The sequence below is a fragment of the Streptomyces sp. NBC_01454 genome, assembly GCF_036227565.1.
Classification (GTDB): domain Bacteria; phylum Actinomycetota; class Actinomycetes; order Streptomycetales; family Streptomycetaceae; genus Streptomyces.
Map to the genome: position 1 here is coordinate 64,352 of NZ_CP109460.1, position 22,173 is coordinate 86,524.

The 22,173-nt window shown below is 70.5% G+C and carries 20 protein-coding genes and 1 pseudogene; 9 read left to right on the forward strand and 12 right to left on the reverse strand.

Going from position 1 to position 22,173, the window contains the following annotated elements; translation table 11 throughout:
* Positions 1–205: 205 nt before the first annotated feature.
* The 9 genes and pseudogenes from OIU81_RS00330 to melC1 all read right to left on the reverse strand — a co-directional run bounded on the left by OIU81_RS00330 (position 206) and on the right by melC1 (position 8,088).
* A complete protein-coding gene (locus OIU81_RS00330) occupies positions 206–520 on the reverse strand; it encodes a hypothetical protein (protein ID WP_329155609.1) in 315 nt (104 codons plus the stop codon).
* Between the two features lie 34 nt (positions 521–554).
* A pseudogene (locus OIU81_RS00335) lies at positions 555–800 on the reverse strand (helix-turn-helix domain-containing protein); the annotation flags it as partial.
* Between the two features lie 120 nt (positions 801–920).
* Positions 921–1,646 (reverse strand): dienelactone hydrolase family protein, encoded by a 726-nt coding sequence (locus tag OIU81_RS00340; RefSeq protein WP_329141847.1) that lies wholly within the window; start codon positions 1,644–1,646, stop codon positions 921–923.
* A gap of 240 nt (positions 1,647–1,886) precedes the next feature.
* Positions 1,887–2,630 carry a VOC family protein gene (locus tag OIU81_RS00345; RefSeq protein WP_329141848.1) on the reverse strand — a complete coding sequence of 248 codons (744 nt, stop codon included), beginning with the start codon at positions 2,628–2,630 and terminating at the stop codon, positions 1,887–1,889.
* A 185-nt stretch (positions 2,631–2,815) separates the two neighbouring features.
* On the reverse strand, positions 2,816–3,373 hold the full coding sequence (tpg, locus tag OIU81_RS00350; protein WP_329141849.1) for a telomere-protecting terminal protein Tpg: 558 nt from the start codon (positions 3,371–3,373) through the stop codon (positions 2,816–2,818).
* Positions 3,374–3,382: 9 nt separating this feature from the next.
* Positions 3,383–5,653, reverse strand: coding sequence for a telomere-associated protein Tap (gene tap / locus OIU81_RS00355; RefSeq protein WP_329141851.1), 2,271 nt, complete (start codon positions 5,651–5,653; stop codon positions 3,383–3,385).
* Positions 5,654–5,907: 254 nt separating this feature from the next.
* Complete coding sequence (locus OIU81_RS00360) at positions 5,908–6,504, reverse strand: hypothetical protein (RefSeq protein WP_329141853.1); 597 nt, start codon at positions 6,502–6,504, stop codon at positions 5,908–5,910.
* A gap of 200 nt (positions 6,505–6,704) precedes the next feature.
* Positions 6,705–7,523, reverse strand: coding sequence for a tyrosinase MelC2 (gene melC2 / locus OIU81_RS00365; protein ID WP_329141855.1), 819 nt, complete (start codon positions 7,521–7,523; stop codon positions 6,705–6,707).
* A 40-nt stretch (positions 7,524–7,563) separates the two neighbouring features.
* Complete coding sequence (gene melC1 / locus OIU81_RS00370) at positions 7,564–8,088, reverse strand: apotyrosinase chaperone MelC1 (protein ID WP_329141857.1); 525 nt, start codon at positions 8,086–8,088, stop codon at positions 7,564–7,566.
* Between the two features lie 985 nt (positions 8,089–9,073).
* Between melC1 and OIU81_RS00375 the strand changes: the two genes are divergently transcribed.
* Positions 9,074–9,838, forward strand: coding sequence for an alpha/beta hydrolase (locus OIU81_RS00375; protein ID WP_329141859.1), 765 nt, complete (start codon positions 9,074–9,076; stop codon positions 9,836–9,838).
* A 59-nt stretch (positions 9,839–9,897) separates the two neighbouring features.
* Here the strand turns inward: OIU81_RS00375 and OIU81_RS00380 are convergent, their stop codons facing one another.
* Positions 9,898–10,812 carry an alpha/beta fold hydrolase gene (locus tag OIU81_RS00380; RefSeq protein WP_329141861.1) on the reverse strand — a complete coding sequence of 305 codons (915 nt, stop codon included), beginning with the start codon at positions 10,810–10,812 and terminating at the stop codon, positions 9,898–9,900.
* A 419-nt stretch (positions 10,813–11,231) separates the two neighbouring features.
* Here OIU81_RS00380 and OIU81_RS00385 point away from each other — a divergent pair, with 419 nt between their 5' ends.
* The 4 genes from OIU81_RS00385 (at position 11,232) to OIU81_RS00400 (ending at position 17,081) form a co-directional block, all read left to right on the forward strand.
* Positions 11,232–12,527: a class I adenylate-forming enzyme family protein gene (locus OIU81_RS00385; protein WP_329141863.1), complete on the forward strand. Its 1,296-nt coding sequence runs from the start codon at positions 11,232–11,234 to the stop codon at positions 12,525–12,527.
* Between the two features lie 55 nt (positions 12,528–12,582).
* Positions 12,583–14,172 (forward strand): acyl-CoA carboxylase subunit beta, encoded by a 1,590-nt coding sequence (locus OIU81_RS00390; RefSeq protein ID WP_329141866.1) that lies wholly within the window; start codon positions 12,583–12,585, stop codon positions 14,170–14,172.
* 499 nt (positions 14,173–14,671) lie between these two features.
* Entirely contained in the window at positions 14,672–15,889 is a 1,218-nt protein-coding gene (locus OIU81_RS00395; protein WP_329141868.1) for a cytochrome P450, read from the forward strand.
* 124 nt (positions 15,890–16,013) lie between these two features.
* Entirely contained in the window at positions 16,014–17,081 is a 1,068-nt protein-coding gene (locus OIU81_RS00400; protein ID WP_329141870.1) for a Gfo/Idh/MocA family protein, read from the forward strand.
* Between the two features lie 90 nt (positions 17,082–17,171).
* Here OIU81_RS00400 and OIU81_RS00405 read toward each other — a convergent pair whose 3' ends face one another.
* Positions 17,172–17,618, reverse strand: a complete 447-nt coding sequence (locus tag OIU81_RS00405) for a DUF1772 domain-containing protein (protein WP_329141872.1) — start codon at positions 17,616–17,618, stop codon at positions 17,172–17,174.
* 94 nt (positions 17,619–17,712) lie between these two features.
* Between OIU81_RS00405 and OIU81_RS00410 the strand changes: the two genes are divergently transcribed.
* The gene (locus tag OIU81_RS00410) at positions 17,713–18,288 is read left to right on the forward strand and encodes a TetR/AcrR family transcriptional regulator (RefSeq protein ID WP_329141874.1); all 576 of its coding nucleotides are present in this window, start codon (positions 17,713–17,715) and stop codon (positions 18,286–18,288) included.
* Here OIU81_RS00410 and OIU81_RS00415 read toward each other — a convergent pair.
* Entirely contained in the window at positions 18,285–19,154 is an 870-nt protein-coding gene (locus tag OIU81_RS00415) for a 1,4-dihydroxy-6-naphthoate synthase (protein ID WP_329141876.1), read from the reverse strand. The two genes, OIU81_RS00410 and OIU81_RS00415, sit on opposite strands and share 4 nt — an antisense overlap.
* A gap of 244 nt (positions 19,155–19,398) precedes the next feature.
* On the opposite strand from OIU81_RS00415, the gene OIU81_RS00420 reads away from it, so the two are divergent.
* The 3 genes from OIU81_RS00420 to OIU81_RS00430 all read left to right on the forward strand — a co-directional run bounded on the left by OIU81_RS00420 (position 19,399) and on the right by OIU81_RS00430 (position 22,076).
* Positions 19,399–20,481 (forward strand): arylcarboxylate reductase, encoded by a 1,083-nt coding sequence (locus OIU81_RS00420; RefSeq protein ID WP_329141879.1) that lies wholly within the window; start codon positions 19,399–19,401, stop codon positions 20,479–20,481.
* Positions 20,482–20,546: 65 nt separating this feature from the next.
* A complete protein-coding gene (mqnE, locus tag OIU81_RS00425) occupies positions 20,547–21,710 on the forward strand; it encodes an aminofutalosine synthase MqnE (RefSeq protein ID WP_329141882.1) in 1,164 nt (387 codons plus the stop codon).
* A gap of 60 nt (positions 21,711–21,770) precedes the next feature.
* A complete protein-coding gene (locus OIU81_RS00430; protein ID WP_329141884.1) occupies positions 21,771–22,076 on the forward strand; it encodes a ferredoxin in 306 nt (101 codons plus the stop codon).
* Positions 22,077–22,173: the final 97 nt, after the last annotated feature.

Here is a 22,173-nt window from a genome sequence, read left to right on the forward strand (position 1 = left end):
GGGGCCGAACGGCTACCTCGGGTTGCCCCTAAGACCCTGAGAGCACGGCCTCGCCGCCTACCATGCGCGCCACGTCAGCAGATGGTGCCGCCGCTCGATGCCTACTGGGCGTACTCGGGTGAAGCGAAAGCGACCACGCCGCGAGGTGCGGTGCCAGGCGCCGCTGTGACTTAGTGGTCGGCTCCGTAAATCCTTCGGGGGTTGATCACGTTGCCCGTCCGACAGAGGCTTCTTCCTGGTGATCGGCGGTGTGCCGGTCGAGCCTGGCCAGTAGATCGTCCAGGTCGGAGGTGGTGAACTTCCACTGGAACGGCCGTGCTGTGGCGTTGTAGCGGTCTTCGAAGGCTCGGAGCCGGTCCCTGACCTGAGCGAGGTCGGTGAAGTCGTTGGGGTGGACGACCTTGCGCTGGACGACGGAGAAGTAGATCTCCGCCTGGTTCAGCCAGGAGGCATGGACGGGTGTGCGGACCATGACGGCGTTGGGGAACGCCGCCGCCAGCCGGGCGGCGGACCTCGGCAACCTGCAGCGGCGTGAACACCGTCGGGCCGCCGCAGCGCTGACGGTCTTTGAGTCCGGGCAAGCCCTGTTCGGCGAACCGGCCACGCCAGCGGCGCACGGTGTCCAGGTGCAGCCCCGTCTCCTGGGCGATACGCGCGTTGGAGCGTCCGCGCGCGGCGTGCAGCACCACCTGTGCACGCACCCGCAGCCGGTGCTCGGCCTTGTGACCGTAGGCCATCGTCTTCAGCCGCGCGCGTTCGGCGGCACTCGGGGCTATCGGACAGGCAGTGCGGAGGGGCATGGCGGGCGAGCCGATCGGCGGAAGTGGATCACTGGCAAGCCGCAGCCTTCCCCGCCCGCCGTGGCAGTGGAGCCCAGGCGTCGCGGCGGTCAGCGGGCGCCCGAGCTTGGACTGACCAGATCACTCCGTCACGGGCAGGCACTCGGCGAGCAGGTCGACGACATCGCGCCAGGCTCGCTGCGCGTGCCGTGGGTGGTAGCCGACGCCGGGGCGCACGGGATGGCCGACCGGCGGGTGGTGGAAGGCGTGCAAGGCGCCGCCGTAGACCACGAGGCGCCAGTCGACGTCCGCGGCCTGCATCTCGGCGGTGAACGCGTCCCGTTGCTCAGCGGACATGATCGGGTCTTCCGAGCCGACCCCGGCCCACACCGGGCAGCGAATGCGCGCTGCCTCGCCCGGTCGGCCCGTGATAGTCGCGTTGACTGTCCCGATCGCGCGCAGGTTGACTCCGTCGCGCCCGAGTTCCAGCCCGATGGCGCCCCCGGTGCCGTAGCCGACGGCGGCGATCCGGTCGGGGTCGGTCCGCGGTTCGGCGCGCAACACGTCGAGCGCCGCGTGGCCGATGCCTCGCATCCGGTCGGGGTCGGCGAGTAGCGGCATGCAACGGGCCAGCATCTCCTCGGGGTTGCCCAAATAGCGCCCGCCGTGGAGGTCGAAGGCCAGCGCCACATATCCCAGCTCAGCCAGGGCATCGGCTCGGTGTCGCTCGACGTCGCTGAGCCCCGTGCCCTCTGGTCCGAGCAGCACCGCGGGCCGGCGGTCGGCACCGGCCGGGAGCGCGAGGTGCCCGATCATCGTCAGACCGTCGGCCGGGTACTGGACCGTGCGCGTGGTAATAGTCGTCATGAGACTGGACCGTAGCGATCGTCGCGTCCGGTCGGGCCGGGGTTCGCCGCTGGCAGAACAGCGCGGGTGCCCCTCTGAAATGCGGCGATGGCTCACAAGAACCGTCACAACCCCCGTTCCCACGGCAGCACCTGCCCTGGCACCACGCACGACACAGGTTCCGGAGTCAACCCCCGAAGGATTTACGGAGCCGACCACTTAGCGCTTCAGTGGGCGAGTTGGTGTCGTCAAGGCTCCGCGTCAGGACGGGCCGAGGATGCAGAACTCGTGGCCCTCCGGGTCGGCAAGGACCGTCCACGGCACGTCGCCCTGGCCGAGGTCGAGGTCGGTGGCGCCGAGGGCCCGCAGCCGGCTCACCTCCGCTGCTCTGTCATCACCGGGGTACGGCAGCAGATCCATATGGACGCGGTCTGGCACGGTCTTCCCGTCGGGCATGCGGAGGAACTCGAGATACGGGCCGACGCTCTTGGCGGAGCGCAACACCGCGTGGCCGTCAGTCACCTCGTGCAGGGTCCAGTCCATCGCCTCACCCCAGAACCGGGCCATGGCCTGCGGATCCATGCAGTCGACCACCACCGCGGCGATCGGCCCGGTGTCCCGGTAGATCTCCCGAGGCTCCAGCACGCAGAACTCGTTGCCCTCCGGGTCGGCAAGGACCGTCCACGGTACATCGCCCTGGCCCACGTCGGCGGGCGTCGCACCGAGAGCCTTCAGGCGCGCGACCAACTCCGCCTGATGGGCCGCAGAGGTGGTGGCGAGATCGAGGTGCACCCGGTTCTTTGTTGCTGTCTTGGGTTCCGGGACGGCAACGACGTCGATGCAGACGGCGACCGGGTCCGGCCAGACGAAGCCGCCGCCGGGTTCCACGTTGGTCACGCCGGGTCCCTCGCTGGAAACACTCCAGTCGAGCGCCTCCGCCCAGAACCGGCCGACTGCCGAGTCATCCAGAGCCTTGATGTTCACCTGAACAGGTCGCAGTGCCATGTCTGCGATCCTATGCACCCGCTCTGCAACGAGGCAGGCACCGTCGCCCAACAGAGATCAACTCGCTCACCAGCCGCAGTGCTCAGCTCGCCGACTGGAGCGCTCAGCCCTGCCGGATGAACTGCTCACTCGCCAGATGAAGCGCTAAGACAGCCGCGGCCCAGGGGTGATCCGAAAGGCACGCTCTAGTAGTCGAGTTCCACGTAGTCGATGTCGGTGAACTCGACCAGGAGGCCGTCGGCGCGGCGGCCGCGGTCCTTGAAGTAGATCTCCTGGAGGCCCTCGGCGGCGATGTTCTGCAGTTCCTGCTCGGCGGCGCCGGCGGCCTGTGCGTCGAACAGCCGGGCCGCATAAGCGGGGGGCAGGGCCTGGGTGATGAGGCGGATCCGGCCGTCGTCGGTGGAGCCGGGGGCGGCGGTGAAGCCGAAGCGGGCCCGGGTCTCGATGACGATGCCGTCGGTGGTCGCCGCCCGCTTCTTCGCCCGCTCGCGGACCCGTGGCTGCCACCGCTTGCGGACCTCTTGCTCCATGCGTGCGGCGAGGTCCTTGCGGGGCCGCTTGAGTTGCGCCTTGAGGTAGCGCTCGACCGTACGCTGCGAGATGCCGAGCAGCTCGGCAACAGCCCTGGTGGAGCCCTTCTCCGCCTTGACCAGGAACCGCATCTGCGCAGGCCCCGACTTCGGGATGGGGCGGGTGGTGGTGTGTTCCGCTGCCTTGTCGAGGCTGTCCTGGATGATGCCCATCGCGCTGGTCTACTCTCCGTCGGCGGCGGCGTCGGTGCCCTTGATGTGCCGGGCGGGATTGAGCTGCTCGTCCTCGATCATCGACGCCAGCCACAGGAAGTCCTGGGTGCCCTCGTGCTTGACCATGCCAGGGGACACCCCGAGGCGGAACCCGCCCGGCACCGGCTTGCCTTCCGGGGTGTACGGGAGGAAGTCGAGCGGCGACGGGCCGCGGGAGAGGTACACGGCGCAGTCGGACAGCACCGCCACGGGGAACAGGCCGGAGGCGGCGAGCTTCGTCATCTTGCGATGCATGTTGGTGCGGGCCTTGCCGATCAGCTCCGCCCGGATGTGCGGGCTCCACGTCGGGCGTTCCAGAGCCGGCCAGCGCTCACCGTGCTTGTGCCTCGCGCTCTGCGGGCGTTCGCGGAGCTTGCCGATGCCGCCCTTGACGCTGGACTTGATGGCGGAAAGGACCGCGGCCCGGCCCGGATCGGCGTCCTTGTGGTGCACCATCGCGGCGAGGAAGTCCTCGTCGGTCATGCCGGTGGTGACGCCGAGGTCGGCCATGGTGGCCATATAGGCGTCGCGCAGCCTGGTGTACCAGGGGTCGAGGTAGGCGCCGCTGTCGTGGCGGACGTACGCCTCCGTCGGCTGTACCCGGGCACCGAGTTCCACGGCGTAGGCGACGGTGGAGGTCGAGTACCAGGCCGGCCCGTCCGGGCGGACGCCCTTGGGGGTGAACGGGGACGGGAGGCGGGGGTCGAGGTCGAGGTGGGAGAGGTCCACGAGCCACGAGCCGGGCAGCTTCGGGTCGAAGTCGGGGTACTTCTCCTGTGTGGCGGGGCCGAGGCCGACGACGAGGCGGTTGGCGGCCGCGGCGAACGCCATGTTCACATCCAGGCCGACCGCGTGGGTATAGCCCGCGGTGCACTCCTCGTCGGTGAGTGGGCGGAACCAGTCGTAGGCCTCTTCGTCGACGACCTGGTCGGGGGTGCGCTCGTGGAAACGGGGGTAGCGGGCGGCGACGACGGGGTGTTCCATCGGGGCCTCGGGCGGCGCCGGATCCACCGCTTCCGTCAGCGCACCCGGCATCGGGCCGGACACCCAGGATCCGGACTCGTTCCTGACGGCGCGGGTCGGCGGGCGCAGCGCGGTCATCAGCTCCAGGCCGCATACGGCGGTCGAACCGCGCGGTGTGATGACGCGCTGGGCGTAGGACCCGAGGACCGCGGCGACGTCGGCCGGCGGCAGCTGTCCCGTGGCACCCCAGGAACGCGCATCGAGTGCGCCCCAGGGCAGGACGGCCAGCTGCACGCACTGGCGCCTGCCGCCCTCCGTGGGGCGGTAGACGCGTGCCCAGGGACCGAAGCCGCGCCGGGTCAGCTGCCATTCCGCGCGCGCCAGTTGCTTGATCACGGGGTGATCGTCGGGCAGGCGCAGTCCGCGTCGATCCTCCAACTCGGCCGGTAGGCCGAGGAGTTCGGCGGCAGCAGCGGTCAGCACGATCAGCGGGTCGGAGTCCTTGCCGGAGCGGTGCAGCCGCGGTGCGCCGAGCTTCGCCTCGGTCAGCGTCCATGCGACCAGCGCCGGGAGGGTCTTGGCCGGGCAGTCGAGGACCAGGCCGCCGACGCAGTACAGCGACCCGTCGTCGTCCAGCACCCCCAGCGGCCCGTTGACGAAGCGGGGGTCGGTCTCGGACGGAGCGTCGGCCGGCTTCTTCGACGGGGCCTTCATGGGGGGCGAGTTCTTGCGGGGCGAGTTCTTTGACGGGGAGTGCTTTGACGGGAAGTTCTTTGGTTGAGCGTTCTTCGCGGGTGGGTGCTGTGACGTGGGCGGTGGCACGGTGGGGTCGGCCGGGCGGGGGGCTGTAGCGGCGCCGGCTTGGGACGGTGTCTGTGCCGGGGCGGCCGGGTACGCCGGGGCCGGCACCTGCGCCGGAGCGGGGAAGCCGGTCGGTTCGGGGATGGCGGTCTGCGGCGTGGTCGGTGCGGAGGCGTACGGCACCGTTGGCGCGGGGAGGCCGGCCGTGCTGGGCTCTACGGGGTAGCGGGCGGCGAGGCCCTCCAGGAGCCGGGCGTACGCGGCGCGTTTAGGCGGCCGCGGCTCGGTCCTGCCGACCTCCCAGCTCGTCACCGTCTCCCGCCGTACCGACAACGCACGCGCCACCTGATCCTGGCTCAGGCCCCCCGCCTCACGCAGCCGTCGTCGCTCTGCCGGATCCGGCAGAGCGTCCTGGTCCGCCACGTGGTCCAGCAGCGCATCGACCGAGGCAAACAGCTTGTCCTGCTCGTTGGCCACAGGATCACCTCCAGGCCCCACCCTAGCTGAAACACACCCGGCGTAGCGGTGAAGCGCACGTCACCCGGAGCGGAGTCCCGCAGAGCGGTGGAGGGGGGCAAGATGCGTGCCCTGATCGAGCGCCTGGCCGCCGTCGAGGGCCTGGAGCACGTACGCACGTGACGCACCGGAGCGGACCCGCTCGGCCTTGAGCATGGCCGGGATCAGCACGCACCGACACATCGGCTGACAAGCGCAGATGTCACACCAGAAGCTCAGGAATGGCGACCAGGGCTTGGAGGGTGTGTGGGCGGCTTCCGCTTTGCCCGGGCGCGGCCGATGGACCAGGCAGCCAGGCACACCAGTACGGCCGCGCCGGCCCCGTACACGGGCAGCCACCGGGTTGTCGTGGCTGCCAGGCAGTCCGCCACGTCGGTATGCCGCTGGATGTGCGCGTAAGCCGATGCGGCCCGGTGGTCGCCGGCCGGGTTCGCCGATGTCACACGGCTGCTCTCGTATGCGCCCACCCGCACACACCCTTCACGGGTGCCCGGCATCGGGAACAGCCACTCCCAGCGCTGCATCATGGGGGCCACCATGATCGCCACGCACAGGCCCACGATCAGCGCATAGGCCATCAGATTCCGCGCGTAGTCGGACCGGAGGCCAGGCTCCCATGCCGGCAGCCGGTAGAAGGAGAAAATCACGGCGAGCAGCGTCACGCCGATGTATGTGGAGAACCATCCCCAGGCGCCCTGGGCGAGGGCGGCCGTCAGTACGGCGGCGAGCGCGATGCCGATGACTCCGTACGGGGCGCCGCCACCGGCGCCGGCGGACGGGTTCGGGGCCCCTTGCGGGCTGGGCGCATCCACGGTGTCTCCTGCCTCCTCCAAGGCCCTCAGTGTGCGGGCCGGCAGGATCCTCGGCCCGCACACCGGGCGGGGCCGTCCCACAGGCCCGCCCGATTGGCGGGGCCGCGGAAACTGAGGGTCCGTCCGTGCCTCCCCCACCGGCACGGCCACACACCGCGGTGGGTGGTGGCCGTGCCCGCGGCGCCTATGTCATGAACCTGTCACGCATAGGTGTAGAACTTGGTGTGGTCCAGCAGGTCCGCCGGCGTGATGTCGTTCCACGGCTTCATGGTGTCGTGGAGGTCGACGACGTCGGGTGTGTCGCCGGTCGGCAGATAGCCCGAGGTGGGGTGCATCCGCCGCCAGTCGGCCCAGAGCTTGTCGATGAAGCAGTGGTGCAGCCAGAAGACCGGGTCGTTGGGTGAGGCGCCGGTGGTCATCTGGCCACCGACCCAGACGTGCACCCGGTTGTGCAGGTTCGGGCCGCGCCAGCCCTCGACGTTGTTGCGGAAGCCGTCGGAGGAGCTGTTCCAGGGCGCGGCGTCGTAGACACTCATGGCGAGCACCCGGTCGACCTCGGCCCGGGTCGGCAGTTCGCGGACTCCGGTGCCGAGGGAGCGGCGCAGGAACGTCCGGCCGTCCACCCGTATGTTCATCGGCCACTTCCCGCTGCCGAAGGCGAACGGTCCCGAGGTCACCCGGCCGTCGCCGCTCCGCCCGTCACCGCCGAGGAAGTCGTCGCCCCACAGGGAGCTGCTGGGTGAGCGGTCCGCGGTCCAGTCCCAGTAGGGCAGCATGACCGACGGCGTGATGCTCTGCAGGGCCTGCTCGAACTGGAGCAGGAACCTGCGGTGCCAGGGCAGGAATGACGGCGAACGGTGGCCGGTGCGCTCTCCCTCGTCGGTGTCACCGATGATGAAGGCGTTGTGGGTACTGATGAACTCGTCGTAACGGCCGCTGCGCTTGAGCTCCAGCACCGCGTCGACGAAGTTCCGCTTTTCGGTAGCGGTGAGATCCGCCTGGTTCTTCCGGACTGCCATGTCGAGGACTCCTCGGTGGGGGGACGGTCAGGGGCGGGCCTCAGCCGGTGACGACGGGCACCAGGTCGGCGCCCTGAAGTTCACGCACGGCGGCGCGCGCCAAGGCTTGTGGCGTGGTGAACGTCTGGTAGTGGTTCACCAGGCTGATCCAGGTGCCGTCCGCGTTCCGCATCACATGGAGGTCTTCGTTGTCGATGCGGACGACGAAGTCCATGCCGTCGTGCGGGCCGGCGTGGCCCGCGGGGTGCTCCGCGTGGCTTCCGCTGCTCCGGTGACCTCCGTTCCGGGCCTTTGCCTTCTGTGCGCTTCCCTTCTTTGCACCTTCGTCGTCTGCCGGCCAGCCCTCTATGTGGCGGCCCTGGTACATCTCGTCGAAGGGCTCCGGCATGTCATGGCCACCGGAGTGCCCGTCGTGCGCCGGGTGTCCGTCTCCCGCTGAGTGCCCGTGGCCCTCGGCGGGACGGGCGGCAGCGGTGCCGGCAAAGGCGACCGGTGCGGCGAGCGCCGCTCCGGTCAGGGCCGCGGCGCTGCCGTACAGCATCTGGCGTCGGGTGGGACGCGACATGGTCCACTCCTCTGTTCGTCTCGGCTCCCCCTCCGGGGCCGGGCCGCAGAGGGCTGGAAGCCGGCGGGCCGAAGGTCGGCCCGCGCCGCCACATGCTGGCAGGGACGAACGGATCATCAAGTTGCACCGGCGAATCAAGCAACGAACGAGACAACACCTGGGCGAAGGTGCAGGATTCAACGGCGGCGATCGTGCTCATGCCCCGGCGCACTTCTCCGCGGAACCGGATATTCCGCGAAGCGGTCCGTTCCCGGCCGCAGATCTTCTTCCGGCGCGGCCGAAACCGTGAGACCCCGCACGGCCGGAACTCGGCGTGAATGCACGGGGCTCCGGATGGATCGGGTTTGAGGCCGAAGCCCGGCGCTGACGGCGTCGCGGCGCCCATCCGACGCCTTGCCCCGCGCCACCGTGCGCAGTGCGCAGTGCGGGGAGCAGTCCACAATCGACGTCCTGACGGGACCACTCAGGCCCGCCCCGACCCGGGCCGCCGACGCCGAGACCACCGGCGGCCCGAGCAGCGTCATGTCCCTAGGGAGCCCACCTCGTGCACCGCGTGACTCCGCCGTGGTGACCGCATGCGCGGAACTGGCGGTGGCTGCCACCGCTTTGCAGGTACGCGGCCGCGACGGTGTGCTGGTCGGAACCGGAGTGGACAGTGGCGGAACACCGATGCCGCGCATGAGTGAGGTCACCGCATCCCGTGAACACGGGAACAACTGGCCGATGCAGAAGGCTAGTTGGGCCTTATTGGATGCTCTACGGCGTGCAGGTGAGCTTCCGGGTCGTTCGGGGGCGCGGAAAAATGGGTGGGGCGGGGTGATGCTCGGGCTGTAGCTTGCCGTTGACCGTGATACCGCCCGAGGAGGTGAGACCCATGAACGCTGCATTCGTGTGGGTGCTCCCCCTCGTCGTCACGGTCGGGCGATTGACGTAGGTGTCATCGGGAGCGCCTCGGCAACAAGGCACTCCCGAAAGGCAACAGCCTATGTACTCCCTGCAGTTCACCGCCGAGTCGTCGTCGAACGGTGTGGTCGAGCGCGACTTCACCGTGGGCGAGGTCCCCGGAGTTCTCTGGTCGCCGGCCTCCGGCGCCGATCGCGCGCCCCTGGTCCTGATGGGCCACGGCGGCGGCACTCACAAGAAGCATCCGTCGATGGTCGGCCGGGCACAGCGCCTCGTGACCGGCTGCGGCTTCCATGTCGCCGTCCTCGACGCGCCCGGTCACGGCGACCGACCGCGCACCGCGCACGACGAGCAGGAGATCGCCGCGCTGTACCGGGCCAGGGCGGCGGGCGAGCCGGAAGGCCCGATCGTCGTCCGTTACAACGCCCACCTGGCGGAGCGGGCCGTTCCCGAGTGGCAGGCGACCCTGGACGCCCTCCAGGAACGTCCGGAGCTCGGCGCCGTCGGGCCGGTCGGCTACTTCGGTCTCAACATGGCCACCGCGATCGGTGTGCCGCTGACGGCGGTCGAGCCCAGGATCACCGCCGCGGTCTTCGGTCTCCACTGGCCCGATTGCCTGGCCGGGACGGCGAAGCAGATCACCATCCCGGTCGAGTTCGTGCTCCAGTGGGACGACGAGCACATCCCGCGCGAGGCCGGTCTCGCGCTGTTCGACGCCTTCGCCTCGACGGAGAAGACGTTGCACGCCAACGCGGGCACGCACAAGGAGCTGCCGAGGTTCGAGGCCGACAGCGCGGTCCGGTTCTTCGGCCGGCACCTCGGCCGAGCGGTCGTCTCGCGGGTCTGACGTGAGCTGACGTGAGCTGACGTGGGCGGTGGCGGCGTGCGGCTGCCGGCCGGGCGTCGCTACCGCGGCTTGCAGCCCGCGAAGAACGCCCGGAGCCGGCGGTTGACCTCCTCCGCGTTCGCCACCGGGAGGCCGTGGTGCGAGGCACCGTCGATGACCGCGCACTCGACATCGGGCAGCAGTCGCTCCGCCCCGGCCCGCACACGCGCGATGTCGTGCACCTTGCTCTGCCCGGCCAGGAGCACGAGCGTGGGCACGGTGAGGTCGCGCAGCAGGGCGGCGGGTGGACGGCGGGCCATGACGACCTTCGGGCGTGGCGTACGGGCCGCGCCCCGTGCGTACAGCTCCAGCCAGGTCGCGTCGAGCGGCAGACCGTCCGCCTCCCATGCGAGGTGGGCGCGGGCGCGCGCGGTGGTGGGGCGGATGAGGAGGGGCAGCACATGCAGGAGGTAGCCGGGTTTCATACCGGCGAAGCAGTTGTTGGGGTCGATGAGGGCGAGGCGGCGCACGCGGTGCCGGGCGTGCAGGGCGTAGCCGAGGGCGATCCGCGCGCCGTACGAGTAGCCGCACATGTCGGCCGCGTCGATGCCGAAGTGGGACAGGAGTGTGTCGAGCCAGTCCATGAGGTCGGCGAATGTCCGCAGGGGCCGTGGGCCGTCGGCGGGGCTGTGGCCGGCATCGCCGAGGATGTCGGGGGCGTACACCCGGTGGGTGGCGGCCAGTTCGGCGGCGTTGGCCCACCAGACGGTGGACGTCGTACCGCCGCCCGGCAGGAGCACGAGGGGCGGCGCGTCCGCGGGCCCGCAGACGTTGACGCGGGTGGTGCCGTGGTCCGTGGGGACGTCCACCGGCTCGACGGGGACGGGCCATGCGGCCAGTACGGCGTCGTAGGCGGCGGAGAAGGATGAGGGCGCAGAGGAGAAGGGCGAGGACGCGGCGGCGCGGTCCGATGAGGAGTGCGTGTCATCGACCATGAGGGTCCTCAGCGTTGTCCGACATCCCTGGCGTCACCCTAGCCCTGGCGGTCGAGGTCACTGATCGATGGTCGCCCGTCGCCCCTCCCCCGCCGCCCCCGGACAACCAGCAATTCTCCTAGTTCCCCGCAAACGGCCTTGTCCGCAGGCAAAACGTGCGGCGAAGCTGGCGATCGGCCGATGGTTCGCCTGGTGGGAGTGGCTGCTGCTGATGGGGTCGCCGCTGCCGCGAGGTGCGGAAGGCGGTGTGGCCGGGGCTGCGCCGGCCCGTCCGGTGGTGCCGCGGCCGACGGAAGCTCCTTTCCCGGCCTCCGCTGTACGGGCAGGGCGCCGGTTCGAGCCACGACTGCACGCCGGGAATGCGGCGTGCACGTCACTCGGACGTTCTTTTGTGGTTGCCGGCACGAAAGGGGGACGAAGTGGTCGCTCAGCAGACACTGTCCGACGTCAGCAGGCCCGGGCAGGTGGAGCCCCGGCCGTACCGGCGGCGGCTGCCGCAGACCCTGCCGCTGACCCTGGACGGCATGTTCAGCAGCATCGCCCGCAGGTTCCCGATGGCCAGAGCCGTCCAGGAAGGGCAGCACCATCTGTCCTACGGAGAGGCCGAAGCGCGGGCCGGGCAGCTGGCGTCGGCGCTGGTGCGCGGCGGGGTGCAGCTGGGTGACCCGGTGATCGTCCACTGCGGTGACCACCGGCAGGCGGTCGTGGGCCAGCTCGCGGTGCTGAAGGCCGGTGGGGTGTGCGTGCCCGTCCCCGCGGCCTCCCGCGGTGCGCGGCTCGACCGGATCACCGAGGTCAGCGGAGCCCGGACGGTGCTGTGCAGCACCGCGACGCGACCGGTGTGGAGCTACCGCTGTATGTCGTGGGTGCTGGACGACCCGGCCACCTGGACAAAGATCGCCGCCCAGCCGCCGGACCCCGCGCTGCCGCGCTCCGGGCACACCGAGGCCGCCTATCTGCTGGTCTCCGACACCGACTGCCAGGGGGTCGGCGGCTATCTGAGCGACCACCGCGCATGGCAGCTGGCACTGTCCGCCAGGATCCGCCGGGCCGGCAGTGCGCACGACGGGGTGATCGTCCACCATCCTCCCGTCCGCCCCACGACACTGCCCGCGATGTGGTGGGCGTTCGCCTGCGGGGGCACGCTCCATGTGCCGTCCCGCTACGGCGGTTTCACCTGTTCGCCGGCGCCCAAGCGCAGGGCCGCCGCGGTCTTCGGCCCGGAGGAGTACGCGCGGCTGCTGCAGCCCCCTTCCCTGGCCTCCCACCCGGTGTCCCCTCGGCTGACCGTGCTGATCGGCGGTGCCTGCCCGCGCACGGTGATCGACCGGCATTTCGAGGTGCTGCCCCGGGCGCCGCTGTGGGTGGAGTTCGCCGCCGCGGACGGCACCCTGCCGTGGACGGTCCGGGAATTCAGCCCCGACAACCCCTGGCCGGAGCATCCGGGGGCGAGCCGCCCGGTGCCCGGCGTCCATGTGCAGGTGGTGGACCCGGCCGGCAGCCCCTTGCCGAGCGGACAGACCGGTGAAGTCCATGCCACGGGGCCCGCGTTGCCCTACGGAAGCATCCGCAGCGCCGACGGGGCCTGCCTGGCCGAGGACACCGCGCCGGTGCTGGCCTCGGGCCGGCTCGGCCGCTGGAGACGGGACGGCACGCTGGAATTCTGCGGTCCGGCCTCGGTGCCGTCACCCGCCGCACGGCCGCGGAACCCGTAGGTACGCCCGGGGACATACGTGGAAGCGCCGATGTGGAGAGGTGGATTGGCTGCCGATGACCTACCGCGAGAAGAGCCCCGCCGAGCGTGTGCCGCACGATGCCCGGGGGCGGGTGGCCGAACTCCACGCCCTGCACGAGCAGGCTCGGGTCGGGCCCGGGGAGCGCGCGACGCGGGTGCAGCACGACAAGGGCAAGCTGACCGCTCGTGAGCGGATCGCGCTGTTGCTGGACGAGGGTTCCTTCACCGAGGTCGAGCCATTGCGCCGGCACCGTGCCAGCGGGTTCGGTCTGGAGGCCCGCCGGCCGTACACCGACGGGGTGGTTACCGGTTGGGGGCGGGTGCACGGCCGGACGGTGTTCGTCTACGCCCACGACTTCCGGATCTTCGGCGGCGCGCTGGGTGAGTCCCATGCCGCCAAGATCCACAAAATCATGGACATGGCGCTCGCGGCCGGCGCCCCGCTCGTCTCCCTCAACGACGGCGCCGGTGCCCGCATCCAGGAGGGCGTCGTCGCGCTGGCCGGCTACGGCGGCATCTTCCACCGCAACACGCGCGCCTCGGGCGTCATCCCCCAGATCTCGGTGATGCTCGGCCCGTGCGCGGGCGGCGCCGCCTACTCCCCCGCCCTCACGGACTTCGTCTTCATGGTGCGTGACACCTCCCAGATGTTCATCACCGGCCCCGATGTCGTCCGGGCCGTGACCGGCGAGAAGATCACCCAGAACGGGCTCGGCGGCGCCGATGTGCACTCCGAGATCTCCGGTGTCGCCCACTTCGCCTACGACGACGAGCCCACCTGCCTCGACGATGTGCGCTATCTGCTGTCGCTGCTGCCCGCCAACAACCGGGAGCGGCCGCCCGCCGAGCCCACCACCGACCCGGCCGGCCGCCGCTGCGACCGCCTGCTGGACCTGGTCCCGGCGGACGGCAAGAAGCCGTACGACGTCTGTGAGGTCATCGAGGAGATCGCCGACCACGGCGAGTTCCTGGAGGTCCAGGAGCGCTGGGCGACGAACGTGGTGTGTGCGCTGGCCCGGCTCGGCGGGGAGGTCGTCGGCGTCGTCGCGAACCAGCCCCGGTCGCTCGCCGGTGTGCTGGACGTCCACGCCTCGGAAAAGGCGGCCCGCTTCGTCCAGCACTGCGACGCGTTCAACATCCCGTTGCTGACGCTGCTGGACGTGCCCGGGTTCCTGCCCGGAGTCGGTCAGGAGCACGGCGGCATCATCCGCCACGGGGCCAAGCTGCTGTACGCGTACTGCAATGCCACCGTTCCCCGGATCCAGCTGATCCTGCGGAAGGCCTACGGCGGTGCCTACATCGTCATGGACTCCCGCTCCGTGGGCGCGGATCTGTCCTATGCCTGGCCTACGAACGAGATCGCGGTGATGGGTGCCGAGGGTGCCGCCAATGTCATCTTCCGCAAGGAGATCGCGGAAGCCGACGATCCCGAGGCGATGCGGTCCCGGATGGTCAAGGAGTACAAGTCCGAGCTGATGCACCCGTATTACGCCGCCGAACGCGGTCTGGTGGACGATGTCATCGACCCGGGCGAGACGCGGGCGGTGCTGATCCGTTCCTTTGCGATGCTGCGGACCAAGCAGGCCGAGCTGCCGCCGCGCAAGCACGGGAATCCTCCGCAGTAGGGCGGGATCGCGTGAGGGCCGACACGGGCCGTACGGCGCCTCGTCGTGGCCGTGCGGCCCTGCATGGGATGCTCCCCTCCAGGGTTGCGTGGAAGCGCCCGCAGAACCCGCCTGGGTGGCACTCTCATGGTGCCCTCGCGCCCGCCGTCCCTGACTGGCAATTCCCTAGAGTTCCCCCACCGGACTGGCTCCCTGTGACCGGTCCGTGCTGGGCTGTGGCTGTCATCGGGCTCGGCCCACACCGAAAGGGGAGTCGCCATGGGATCCACCACGGCCCCGGGGCGCCGCCCGCGCATCACGTAGTGCGGACCTGCCCTCGACGGCACGCTCGACCGGCCGCCGCCCGCCCCGTGGTGCACGGCAGCGAGCTGTCCCGCTTCCCGAACCGGACCACTGTCTTCGGTCTGCGACGACCGCCCGTCGTACCCGGTGCGGCCGCTCGCCGCACACGGGCTCCGAGCGCGGCGCCCCAGTGGCCACCAACAGCAACGGAGGAGTCATGGTTTACGAGCCGAAAGCGCCGGTGATCCCGTACAAGCGCACCTGCCCTTTCGATCCGGCAGCCGAGTACGCGCAGCTGCGCGAGGAGGACCCGATCAGCCCGGTGGCCTTCGAGCTGTCGCCGCGCGAGAAGGACGGCTGGCTGATCACCCGGCATGAGCACATCCGCCAGATCATGACCGACTCCCGCTTCAGCCACCGCAGCGAGCTGCTGGCGCTGGTGCACTCGCCGCCCTTCCCCGTCGAGGAGTACGCCCCCGAGCCGTCCGCGCCGGGCAACTTCGTGCGGATGGACGCTCCCGATCACACCCGCTACCGGCGGCTGCTGACCGGGTTCTTCACCGTGCGCAAGATCCAGCAGTACGAGCCCACGCTGGAGCGGATCATCGACGGGGTGCTCGACGAGATGGCCGCGATGGAGCCTCCGGTGGACCTGCTGAAGGTCTTCGCGGAGAAGATCCCCGCCAGGTCGACCTGCTCCATCATGGGGGTGTCGGAGAGCGATCTGATGGCCCTGGCGGAGCACTTCTCGGTCATCATGCGGATCGAGTACTCGCTCGAGGAGTTCGTCCATCACAACACCGAGCTGAACGCGACGCTCGAGCGGATGATGGCCGAGCGCTTCGCGGGTGAGCCGGGGGACGACTTGCTCGGGCAGCTCATCGCGACCGGCGAGCTGACCGAACAGGAGATGTTCAACATCGCCTGGATCGCGATCGGCGGGGCACTCGACACCACTCCCAACATGTTCGCGCTGGGCACCTTCGCGCTGCTGGAGCACCCCGAGCAGCTGGCGAAGGTGCGGGAGCGGCCGGAACTGATGGAGAACACCGTCGAGGAACTGCTGCGCTATCTGACGATCTCCCACTTCGGGGCGAGCCGGGTGGCGCTGGAGGATGTCGAGATCGGCGGCCGGACCATCAAGGCCGGGCAGACGGTGGTGCTCTCGCTGCCCTCGGCCAACCGTGATCCGCGGTACTTCGAGAACGCCGACGAGTTCGACATCGACCGCCCCTCGCGCCGGCATCTGGCGTTCGGCTTCGGGATCCACCAGTGCCTCGGCCAGCACCTCGCGAGGGCGTCGCTGCGCATCGGCTTCCAGAAGCTGTTCGACCGCTTCCCGGATCTGCGGCTCGCGGTGCCCGCGGAGCAAGTGCCGCTGCGGGAGACCGCGATTCACTACGGCGTTTTCGAACTGCCGGTGACCTGGGGCTGACTCCCCCCCCGGGCCCGCCTGTCACGGCAGGGCCGGCGTTCCGTGGCCGCAGGGCCGCCCCCCGATCACCGGGGTGGGGCAGACGTCCCGCCTCAGCCCCCGAGGACCTCCATTGGATGACTCCGTGCCAGCTCAGCGCACCACTCACCCACAGCAGCTGTCCGCGCCCGCCGGGCCGGCCCCCGACTCCGGCGGCGCGGGTCCGGTGCGCTTCGGCGCGCTGGGTACCTCGTCCTTCGGGGGGCGGCGGGTGCTCCCGGCGATGACCGGCTGCCCGCAGACCGCACTCGTCGCGGTGGCCGGCCGCAGCCCGGAGCGCGCCCAGCGGTTCGCCGACCGGTTCGGCTGCGCCGCGGCCACCATGGAAGGGCTCCTGGAGCGCGAGGACATCGACGCCGTCTACATCTCCCTGCCGCCGTCGCTGCACGGCGAGTGGGCGGCCCGGGCGCTGCACGCGGGCAAGCACGTCCTGGTCGAGAAGCCGATCGCCACGACCGCGGCCGAGGCCCGCACCGTGGTGGCGCTGGCCGAGGACCGTGACCTGGTGCTGCGGGAGAACTTCATGTTCCTGCACCATCCGCAGCACGACGCGGTCGCGGCGCTGATCGCCGAGGGGCGGCTCGGGGGGCTGCGCGCGTTCCACGGCGCGTTCTGCTTCCCGCCGCTGCCCGAGAAGGACATCCGGTACGTGCCCGAACTCGGCGGCGGTGCGCTGCTGGACGCGGGGGTGTATCCGCTGCGGGCCGCCGCGATGCTGCTGGGTCCCGGGCTGCGGGTGGCGGGCGCCACGGCGCGGGTGCGGCGGTCCGACGGGCTGGATCTGTCGGGCCAGGCGCTGTTGGTGTCACCGTCCGGTGTGCTGGCGAGCGTCGAGTTCGGCTTCGAGCACGCCTACGGCTCGTGCTACTCCCTGTGGGGCGCGGGGGCGAAGGTCGCCGTGGACCGGGCGTTCACCCCGCCGGCCGGGTACCGGCCGGAGTTGGTGCTGGAGGAACAGGACCACGTCGAGAAGTTCACGCTCCCGGCGGCGGACCAGCTGGACCGGTCCCTGGCCGGATTCGCCGCGGCCGTGACCACCGGCGGCGCCGCGGCCGACCCCGCGGAGGCCCGGTGGCGGCAGGACGCGGTCGCCATGATGGAACTGGTCGACGCGGTCCGCGCGCAGGCCGTCCGGGTCACCGTCGACGGGTAGCGGCAGGGAGGGCCAGGAGGCGGTCCTCGTACCGGCAGTGCCGACGGTACGAGCACCGCTTCCCGGGCGGCGCCCAGGTCCCCGAAGCGTTCAGACGAGTGCGACGGCGAACAGCGCGAAGGCGCCCACGATGATGCCCACGCGCAGGTAGTGGAGCCGGTCCCACCGCCCTACCTGCTGCTTCCAGTCCGTGGGCACGCCCTCGTGCGACCAGGTCGCCACCCGCTTGTTGATCGGCACCAGCAGCAGGATCGACATCACCACGCTCAGTACGAGCAGCGCTGTGCCCGCGGCGACGAGCGGGGCACCGGGGCCACCCCACTCCACCGCGGCCCACACCGACCCGAGGACGACCGAGCCGATGTACCAGAACGGCATGATCCGGCCGAGGACGCGCGCGCCGTCGCTGCGGGCGTGGACTCCTCCGTCGTTCGGGAGCCGGTCGAGGATCGGGTTGATGAACACCGCCACCGCGAACTCCACGCCCCCCATCAGCCCGACCACGACGACCGTGATGACGGCCAGTGCGTTCTGCATGTCCCCTCCCAAGGACAGGACCTAGCGGCGCTAGGTATCGAGTCAATGCTAGACATGTCGCCGCTCGATTGTCTAGCGATGCTAGAATCGCGCCATGTCGGTACGTGAACGCAAGGAACGCGAGCGGGCCAACCGCCACCAGCTGATCGTCTCCACCGCCCGCGAACTCGCCGAGAGCGACGGCTGGGACGCGGTCACCACACGCCGGCTCGCCGAACGGATCGAGTACAGCCAGCCCGTGCTCTACAGCCACTTCCGGGGGAAGAAGGAGATCCTGGGAGCGGTCGCGCTGGAAGGGTTCGCCGAGCTGACGACAGCGCTGCGCGCCGCGGCGCCGAAGGGACCCGCCGACCGTGCGACGGTGGCCGCGCTGGCCCGCGCCTACACCGACTTCGCCACGGACAACCCCGCGCTGTACGACGCGATGTTCAGCCTCGACAACGGCCTCCCCTTCGCCGACGAAACCACGCCGGCGCCGCTGCACGAGGCGTTCGGGGTGTTGCAGGACCATCTCGCCGACCACGCGCACCCCGATGAACCGGGGCTGTTCGTCGAGACGTTCTGGGCGGCGCTGCACGGACTGGTCACCCTCACCCGCGCCGGGCGGCTGCCCGCCGAGCGGGTGTCCGACCGCCTCACGCTCCTGGTGGACCGTTTCGTTTCCCGCTAGCCGACGCCCGGGAAGTCCAGGGCGTCGGGAGCGACCGGCGGTACGAGGCCCTCGGCGGCGGCGCGGCCGAGCAGCTCCCGCACCGCCGCGTAGCCGTCCTCGCCGAGGGCCGCGGTGTAGTCGTTCACATACAGTCCGATGTGCTGCTCGATCACGTCCGGGGCCATCTCCTGGGCATGTTCCAGGACGTAGGGCCGGGATGTCGAGGGGTTGTCCCAGGCGAAGCGGACGGAGTCGGCCGCGGCGCGGGCCACCGCCCGCAGCTGCTCCTCCCCGAGGTCCCGTCGGGCGACGATCGCCCCGAGCGGGATCGGGCGGCCGCTGCCGGCCTCCCATTCCTCGCCCATGTCGGCGAGGCGGTGCAGCCCGTACTGCTGGTAGGTGAAGCGGGCCTCGTGGATGACCAGGCCCGCGTCGACCGCGCCGTCGCGGACCGCGGGCATGATCTCGTGGAAGGGCATCACCACGACGTCGCCCACTCCGCCCGGCACGGCCCGCGCCGCCCACAGGCGGAACAGCAGATACGCGGTCGAGCGCACGCTGGGCACCGCGACGCTGCGCCCGGCCAGCCGCTCCGGGCCGGCGGGACCGTCCTCGGGCCGGGTGAGCACCAGCGGCCCGCACCCGTGGCCCAGCGCGCCGCCGCACGGCAGCAGGGCGTACTCGTCGAGCACGTACGGCAGGGCCGCGTAGGAGATCTTCAGCAGATCCCCGGCGCCGCGTTCCGCGAGGCCGTTGGTGACGTCGATGTCCGCGATGGTCACCGTGAGTCCGGGCGCCCTCGGGAGCAGGCCGTGGGACCAGGCGTGGAAGGTGAAGGTGTCATTCGGACATGGTGAGTGGGCGATCGTCAGCCGCTGGGCCATGGGTCCCCTCCGCCGGGGTTCGTTCGGGCCGCCGGCCCGGAGCTCCGGCGCCGTCCCTCCCAGGAAACCCGTTGTGGGTATGGGGAATTCCCCAGAGTGGCCTCGGCGAGTATGAGAGGGGCCGCCGGTGTTGCCGCGTCGGACCGTCACCCCGGCGCCGGTCCGGCCGGGAGACGCGGGCGGCAGCCCGGCTCCCGCATGATCCGCGCGCGACTGCGGCCTTCCCGGCAGGAAAGGAACGGCGATGCTGCCGACCACCGCACCACTGGACACCTCCGCCATGGGGCGCTGGCTGTCCATGGATCTCGACGCGTGGACCCGGCATGTCGTACGCCGTCACTTCGCTCCGGACACCGGGAGTCCGTATTGGCTCAAGCGCCGTGACACGCTGGATTTCGACCCGTTCGACATCACGCGCTACGCCGAACTGTCGGCGTTCGGCCACTTCACACTCGCCGAGCTGCGGGACCTCGACCCCGTCGATCTGGTCCCGCAGGCCGTGCCGCGCCCGCTGTCGGGCCGGGTCTTCGACTCGGGCGGCACCACCGGCCGACCGTGCCACGTCTTCTACACCGGTTCGATGCTCGACCACCACTCCCTCTGGCGCCGGTTCGGCCTGGTCACGGCAGGTTTCCAACCGGGCCGCAGCTGGGTGTACGCCACTCCCGGGGGGCCGCACGTGGTGGGCGAGGGCGCCGCGCAGATCGCCCATCTGTATGCGTCGGTGGTCTACGGCATCGACCTCGACCCGCGCTGGATCAAGCAGCTCATCCGGAGCTGCCGGCTGGCCGAGGTCAACCACTATGTCGATCATGTCGTCGACCAGATCACGGACCTCATGAGCAGCCGCCGGATCGACTACCTGGAGACGACACCCGCGCTGTTCCAGGCGCTGGTGCGGCGGCGTCCCGAACTGGTCGGGCGGCTCGACGGCGTCGGACTCGGCGGCACGCAGATCGTGCCGGCGATGTACCGGGAGTTCGCCGGGGCGCTGGGCGGCGCTCCGATCGGGACGGCCTACGGGAACACCTTCGGGTGCGCCATGGGCCTGCCCGCGGAGCAGAACGGCGACGTCCTTCCGTACGTCCCGCACTACCCGCAGGTCACCATGGCCGTCGTCGACAAGAACGACCCGGCGCGGACGGTGGACTACGGGGAGGTGGGCCAGGTCAGGCTCACGGTGTTGCACGAGGATCTCTTCCTGCCCCACATCCTCGAACGCGACCAGGCCGCGCGGTACCGCACCTCGGCCGACTGGCCCTGCGACGGGGTGGCGAACGTCCAGCCGCTGCAGGTCTCCCGGGCCGCGCCCGAAGGAATCTACTGACGACGATGCCCGCAGCGCCCAAGCGCACTCTTTGCCAAGTCAAGCACTCAGGAAGGTAGTTGGGGATGGACGCAGGACTCAAGCGTGAGCTGGAGGAGAAGGTCTATGCGGGAGAGCGGCTGTCCCGTGAGGACGGGATCGCGCTCTACGGGTGCGACGACCTGGCCTGGCTGGGCGGGCTGGCCCACGAGGTACGGACGCGCAAGAACGGCGATGTCGTCCACTTCAATGTGAACCGCCATCTGAACATGACGAATGTGTGCACCGCCTCCTGCGCCTACTGCTCCTTCCAGCGCAAGCCGGGCGAGCAGGACGCGTACACGATGCGGATCGAGGAGGCCGTCCGCCTCGCCAAGGCGATGGAGAACGAGAACCTCACCGAGCTGCACATCGTCAACGGTCTGCACCCGACGCTGCCGTGGCGCTACTACCCGCGCTCGCTGCGCGAGCTGAAGAAAGCGCTGCCGGACGTCTCCCTGAAGGCGTTCACCGCCACCGAGATCCACCACTTCGAGACCATCTCCGGGCTGAGTGCCTCCGAGATCCTCGACGAGCTGATCGACGCCGGTCTGGAGTCGCTGACCGGCGGCGGCGCCGAGATCTTCGACTGGGAGGTGCGCCAGCACATCGTGGACCACCGCACCCACTGGGAAGACTGGTCGCGCATCCACCGCCTCGCCCACGAGAAGGGCCTCAAGACCCCCTCGACGATGCTCTACGGGCACATCGAGGAGCCCCGCCACCGCGTCGACCACGTACTGCGGCTGCGTGAGCTCCAGGACGAGACCGGCGGTTTCCAGGTCTTCATCCCGCTGCGCTACCAGCACGACTTCGTCGACATGCAGGACGGCAAGGTCCGCAACAAGCTCCAGGCCAGGACCACCATGGCGTCGGGTGCGGAGGCCCTGAAGACCTTCGCGGTCTCGCGCCTGCTGTTCGACAACGTCCCGCACGTCAAGGTCTTCTGGGTCATGCACGGGGTGTCGACGGCCCAGTTGGCCCTGAACCACGGTGCGGACGACATGGACGGTTCGGTGGTCGAGTACAAGATCACGCACGACGCGGACAACTACGGCACGCCGGACAAGCTGACCCGCGAGGACATTCTGGACCTGATCCGGGACGCGGGCTTCCGCCCGATCGAGCGCAACACCCGGTATGAGACGATCCGCGAGTACCCCGGCCCGGACCCCGAGCGGCGTGAGTCGCCGCAGCCCATGCGGGTCTGAAGCCCGCCGGCCCGAGCGCCCGAAACCACAGACCAAGACCACGATCGGCAGGCAGGCGGTATGTCCACCAACGTGAACGTGAACAACGACGAACTCGAGGTCTGGATCGACCAGGACCTGTGCACCGGAGACGGCATCTGCGTGGAGTACGCGCCGGAGGTCTTCGAGCTGGACATCGACGGGCTCGCCTATGTGAAGGGTGAGGACGACGAGCTGCGCCAGGCGCCCCGGGCGACCGCGCCGCTGCCACTGGATCTGATCCGGGATGTCGCGGACTCCGCCAAGGAGTGCCCGGGCGAGTGCATCCACGTACGGCGCGTCAAGGACGCGGTGGAGGTCTACGGACCGGAGGCCGAGTCGGCCTGACCCGGGCCGGCGGGCCGCAGGACACGCAGCGCACGGGCCGGTTCCCGAAGACACCTCTTCGGGAACCGGCCCGTCGGCGTGGGCCGGTCCGGCTCCC

Bases quoted from the DNA above. Each gene is read 5' to 3' on its own strand.
- OIU81_RS00375 (WP_329141859.1), top strand. From the start codon at position 9,074: ATGTACTCCCTGCAGTTCACCGCCGAGTCGTCGTCGAACGGTGTGGTC.
- OIU81_RS00345 (WP_329141848.1), bottom strand. From the start codon at position 2,630: ATGGCACTGCGACCTGTTCAGGTGAACATCAAGGCTCTGGATGACTCG.
- melC2 (WP_329141855.1), bottom strand. From the start codon at position 7,523: ATGGCAGTCCGGAAGAACCAGGCGGATCTCACCGCTACCGAAAAGCGG.
- OIU81_RS00340 (WP_329141847.1), bottom strand. From the start codon at position 1,646: ATGACGACTATTACCACGCGCACGGTCCAGTACCCGGCCGACGGTCTG.
- OIU81_RS00410 (WP_329141874.1), top strand. From the start codon at position 17,713: ATGTCGGTACGTGAACGCAAGGAACGCGAGCGGGCCAACCGCCACCAG.
- OIU81_RS00420 (WP_329141879.1), top strand. From the start codon at position 19,399: ATGCTGCCGACCACCGCACCACTGGACACCTCCGCCATGGGGCGCTGG.
- melC1 (WP_329141857.1), bottom strand. From the start codon at position 8,088: ATGTCGCGTCCCACCCGACGCCAGATGCTGTACGGCAGCGCCGCGGCC.
- OIU81_RS00395 (WP_329141868.1), top strand. From the start codon at position 14,672: ATGGTTTACGAGCCGAAAGCGCCGGTGATCCCGTACAAGCGCACCTGC.
- OIU81_RS00390 (WP_329141866.1), top strand. From the start codon at position 12,583: ATGACCTACCGCGAGAAGAGCCCCGCCGAGCGTGTGCCGCACGATGCC.
- mqnE (WP_329141882.1), top strand. From the start codon at position 20,547: ATGGACGCAGGACTCAAGCGTGAGCTGGAGGAGAAGGTCTATGCGGGA.
- OIU81_RS00430 (WP_329141884.1), top strand. From the start codon at position 21,771: ATGTCCACCAACGTGAACGTGAACAACGACGAACTCGAGGTCTGGATC.
- OIU81_RS00405 (WP_329141872.1), bottom strand. From the start codon at position 17,618: ATGCAGAACGCACTGGCCGTCATCACGGTCGTCGTGGTCGGGCTGATG.
- OIU81_RS00380 (WP_329141861.1), bottom strand. From the start codon at position 10,812: ATGGTCGATGACACGCACTCCTCATCGGACCGCGCCGCCGCGTCCTCG.
- tpg (WP_329141849.1), bottom strand. From the start codon at position 3,373: ATGGGCATCATCCAGGACAGCCTCGACAAGGCAGCGGAACACACCACC.
- OIU81_RS00415 (WP_329141876.1), bottom strand. From the start codon at position 19,154: ATGGCCCAGCGGCTGACGATCGCCCACTCACCATGTCCGAATGACACC.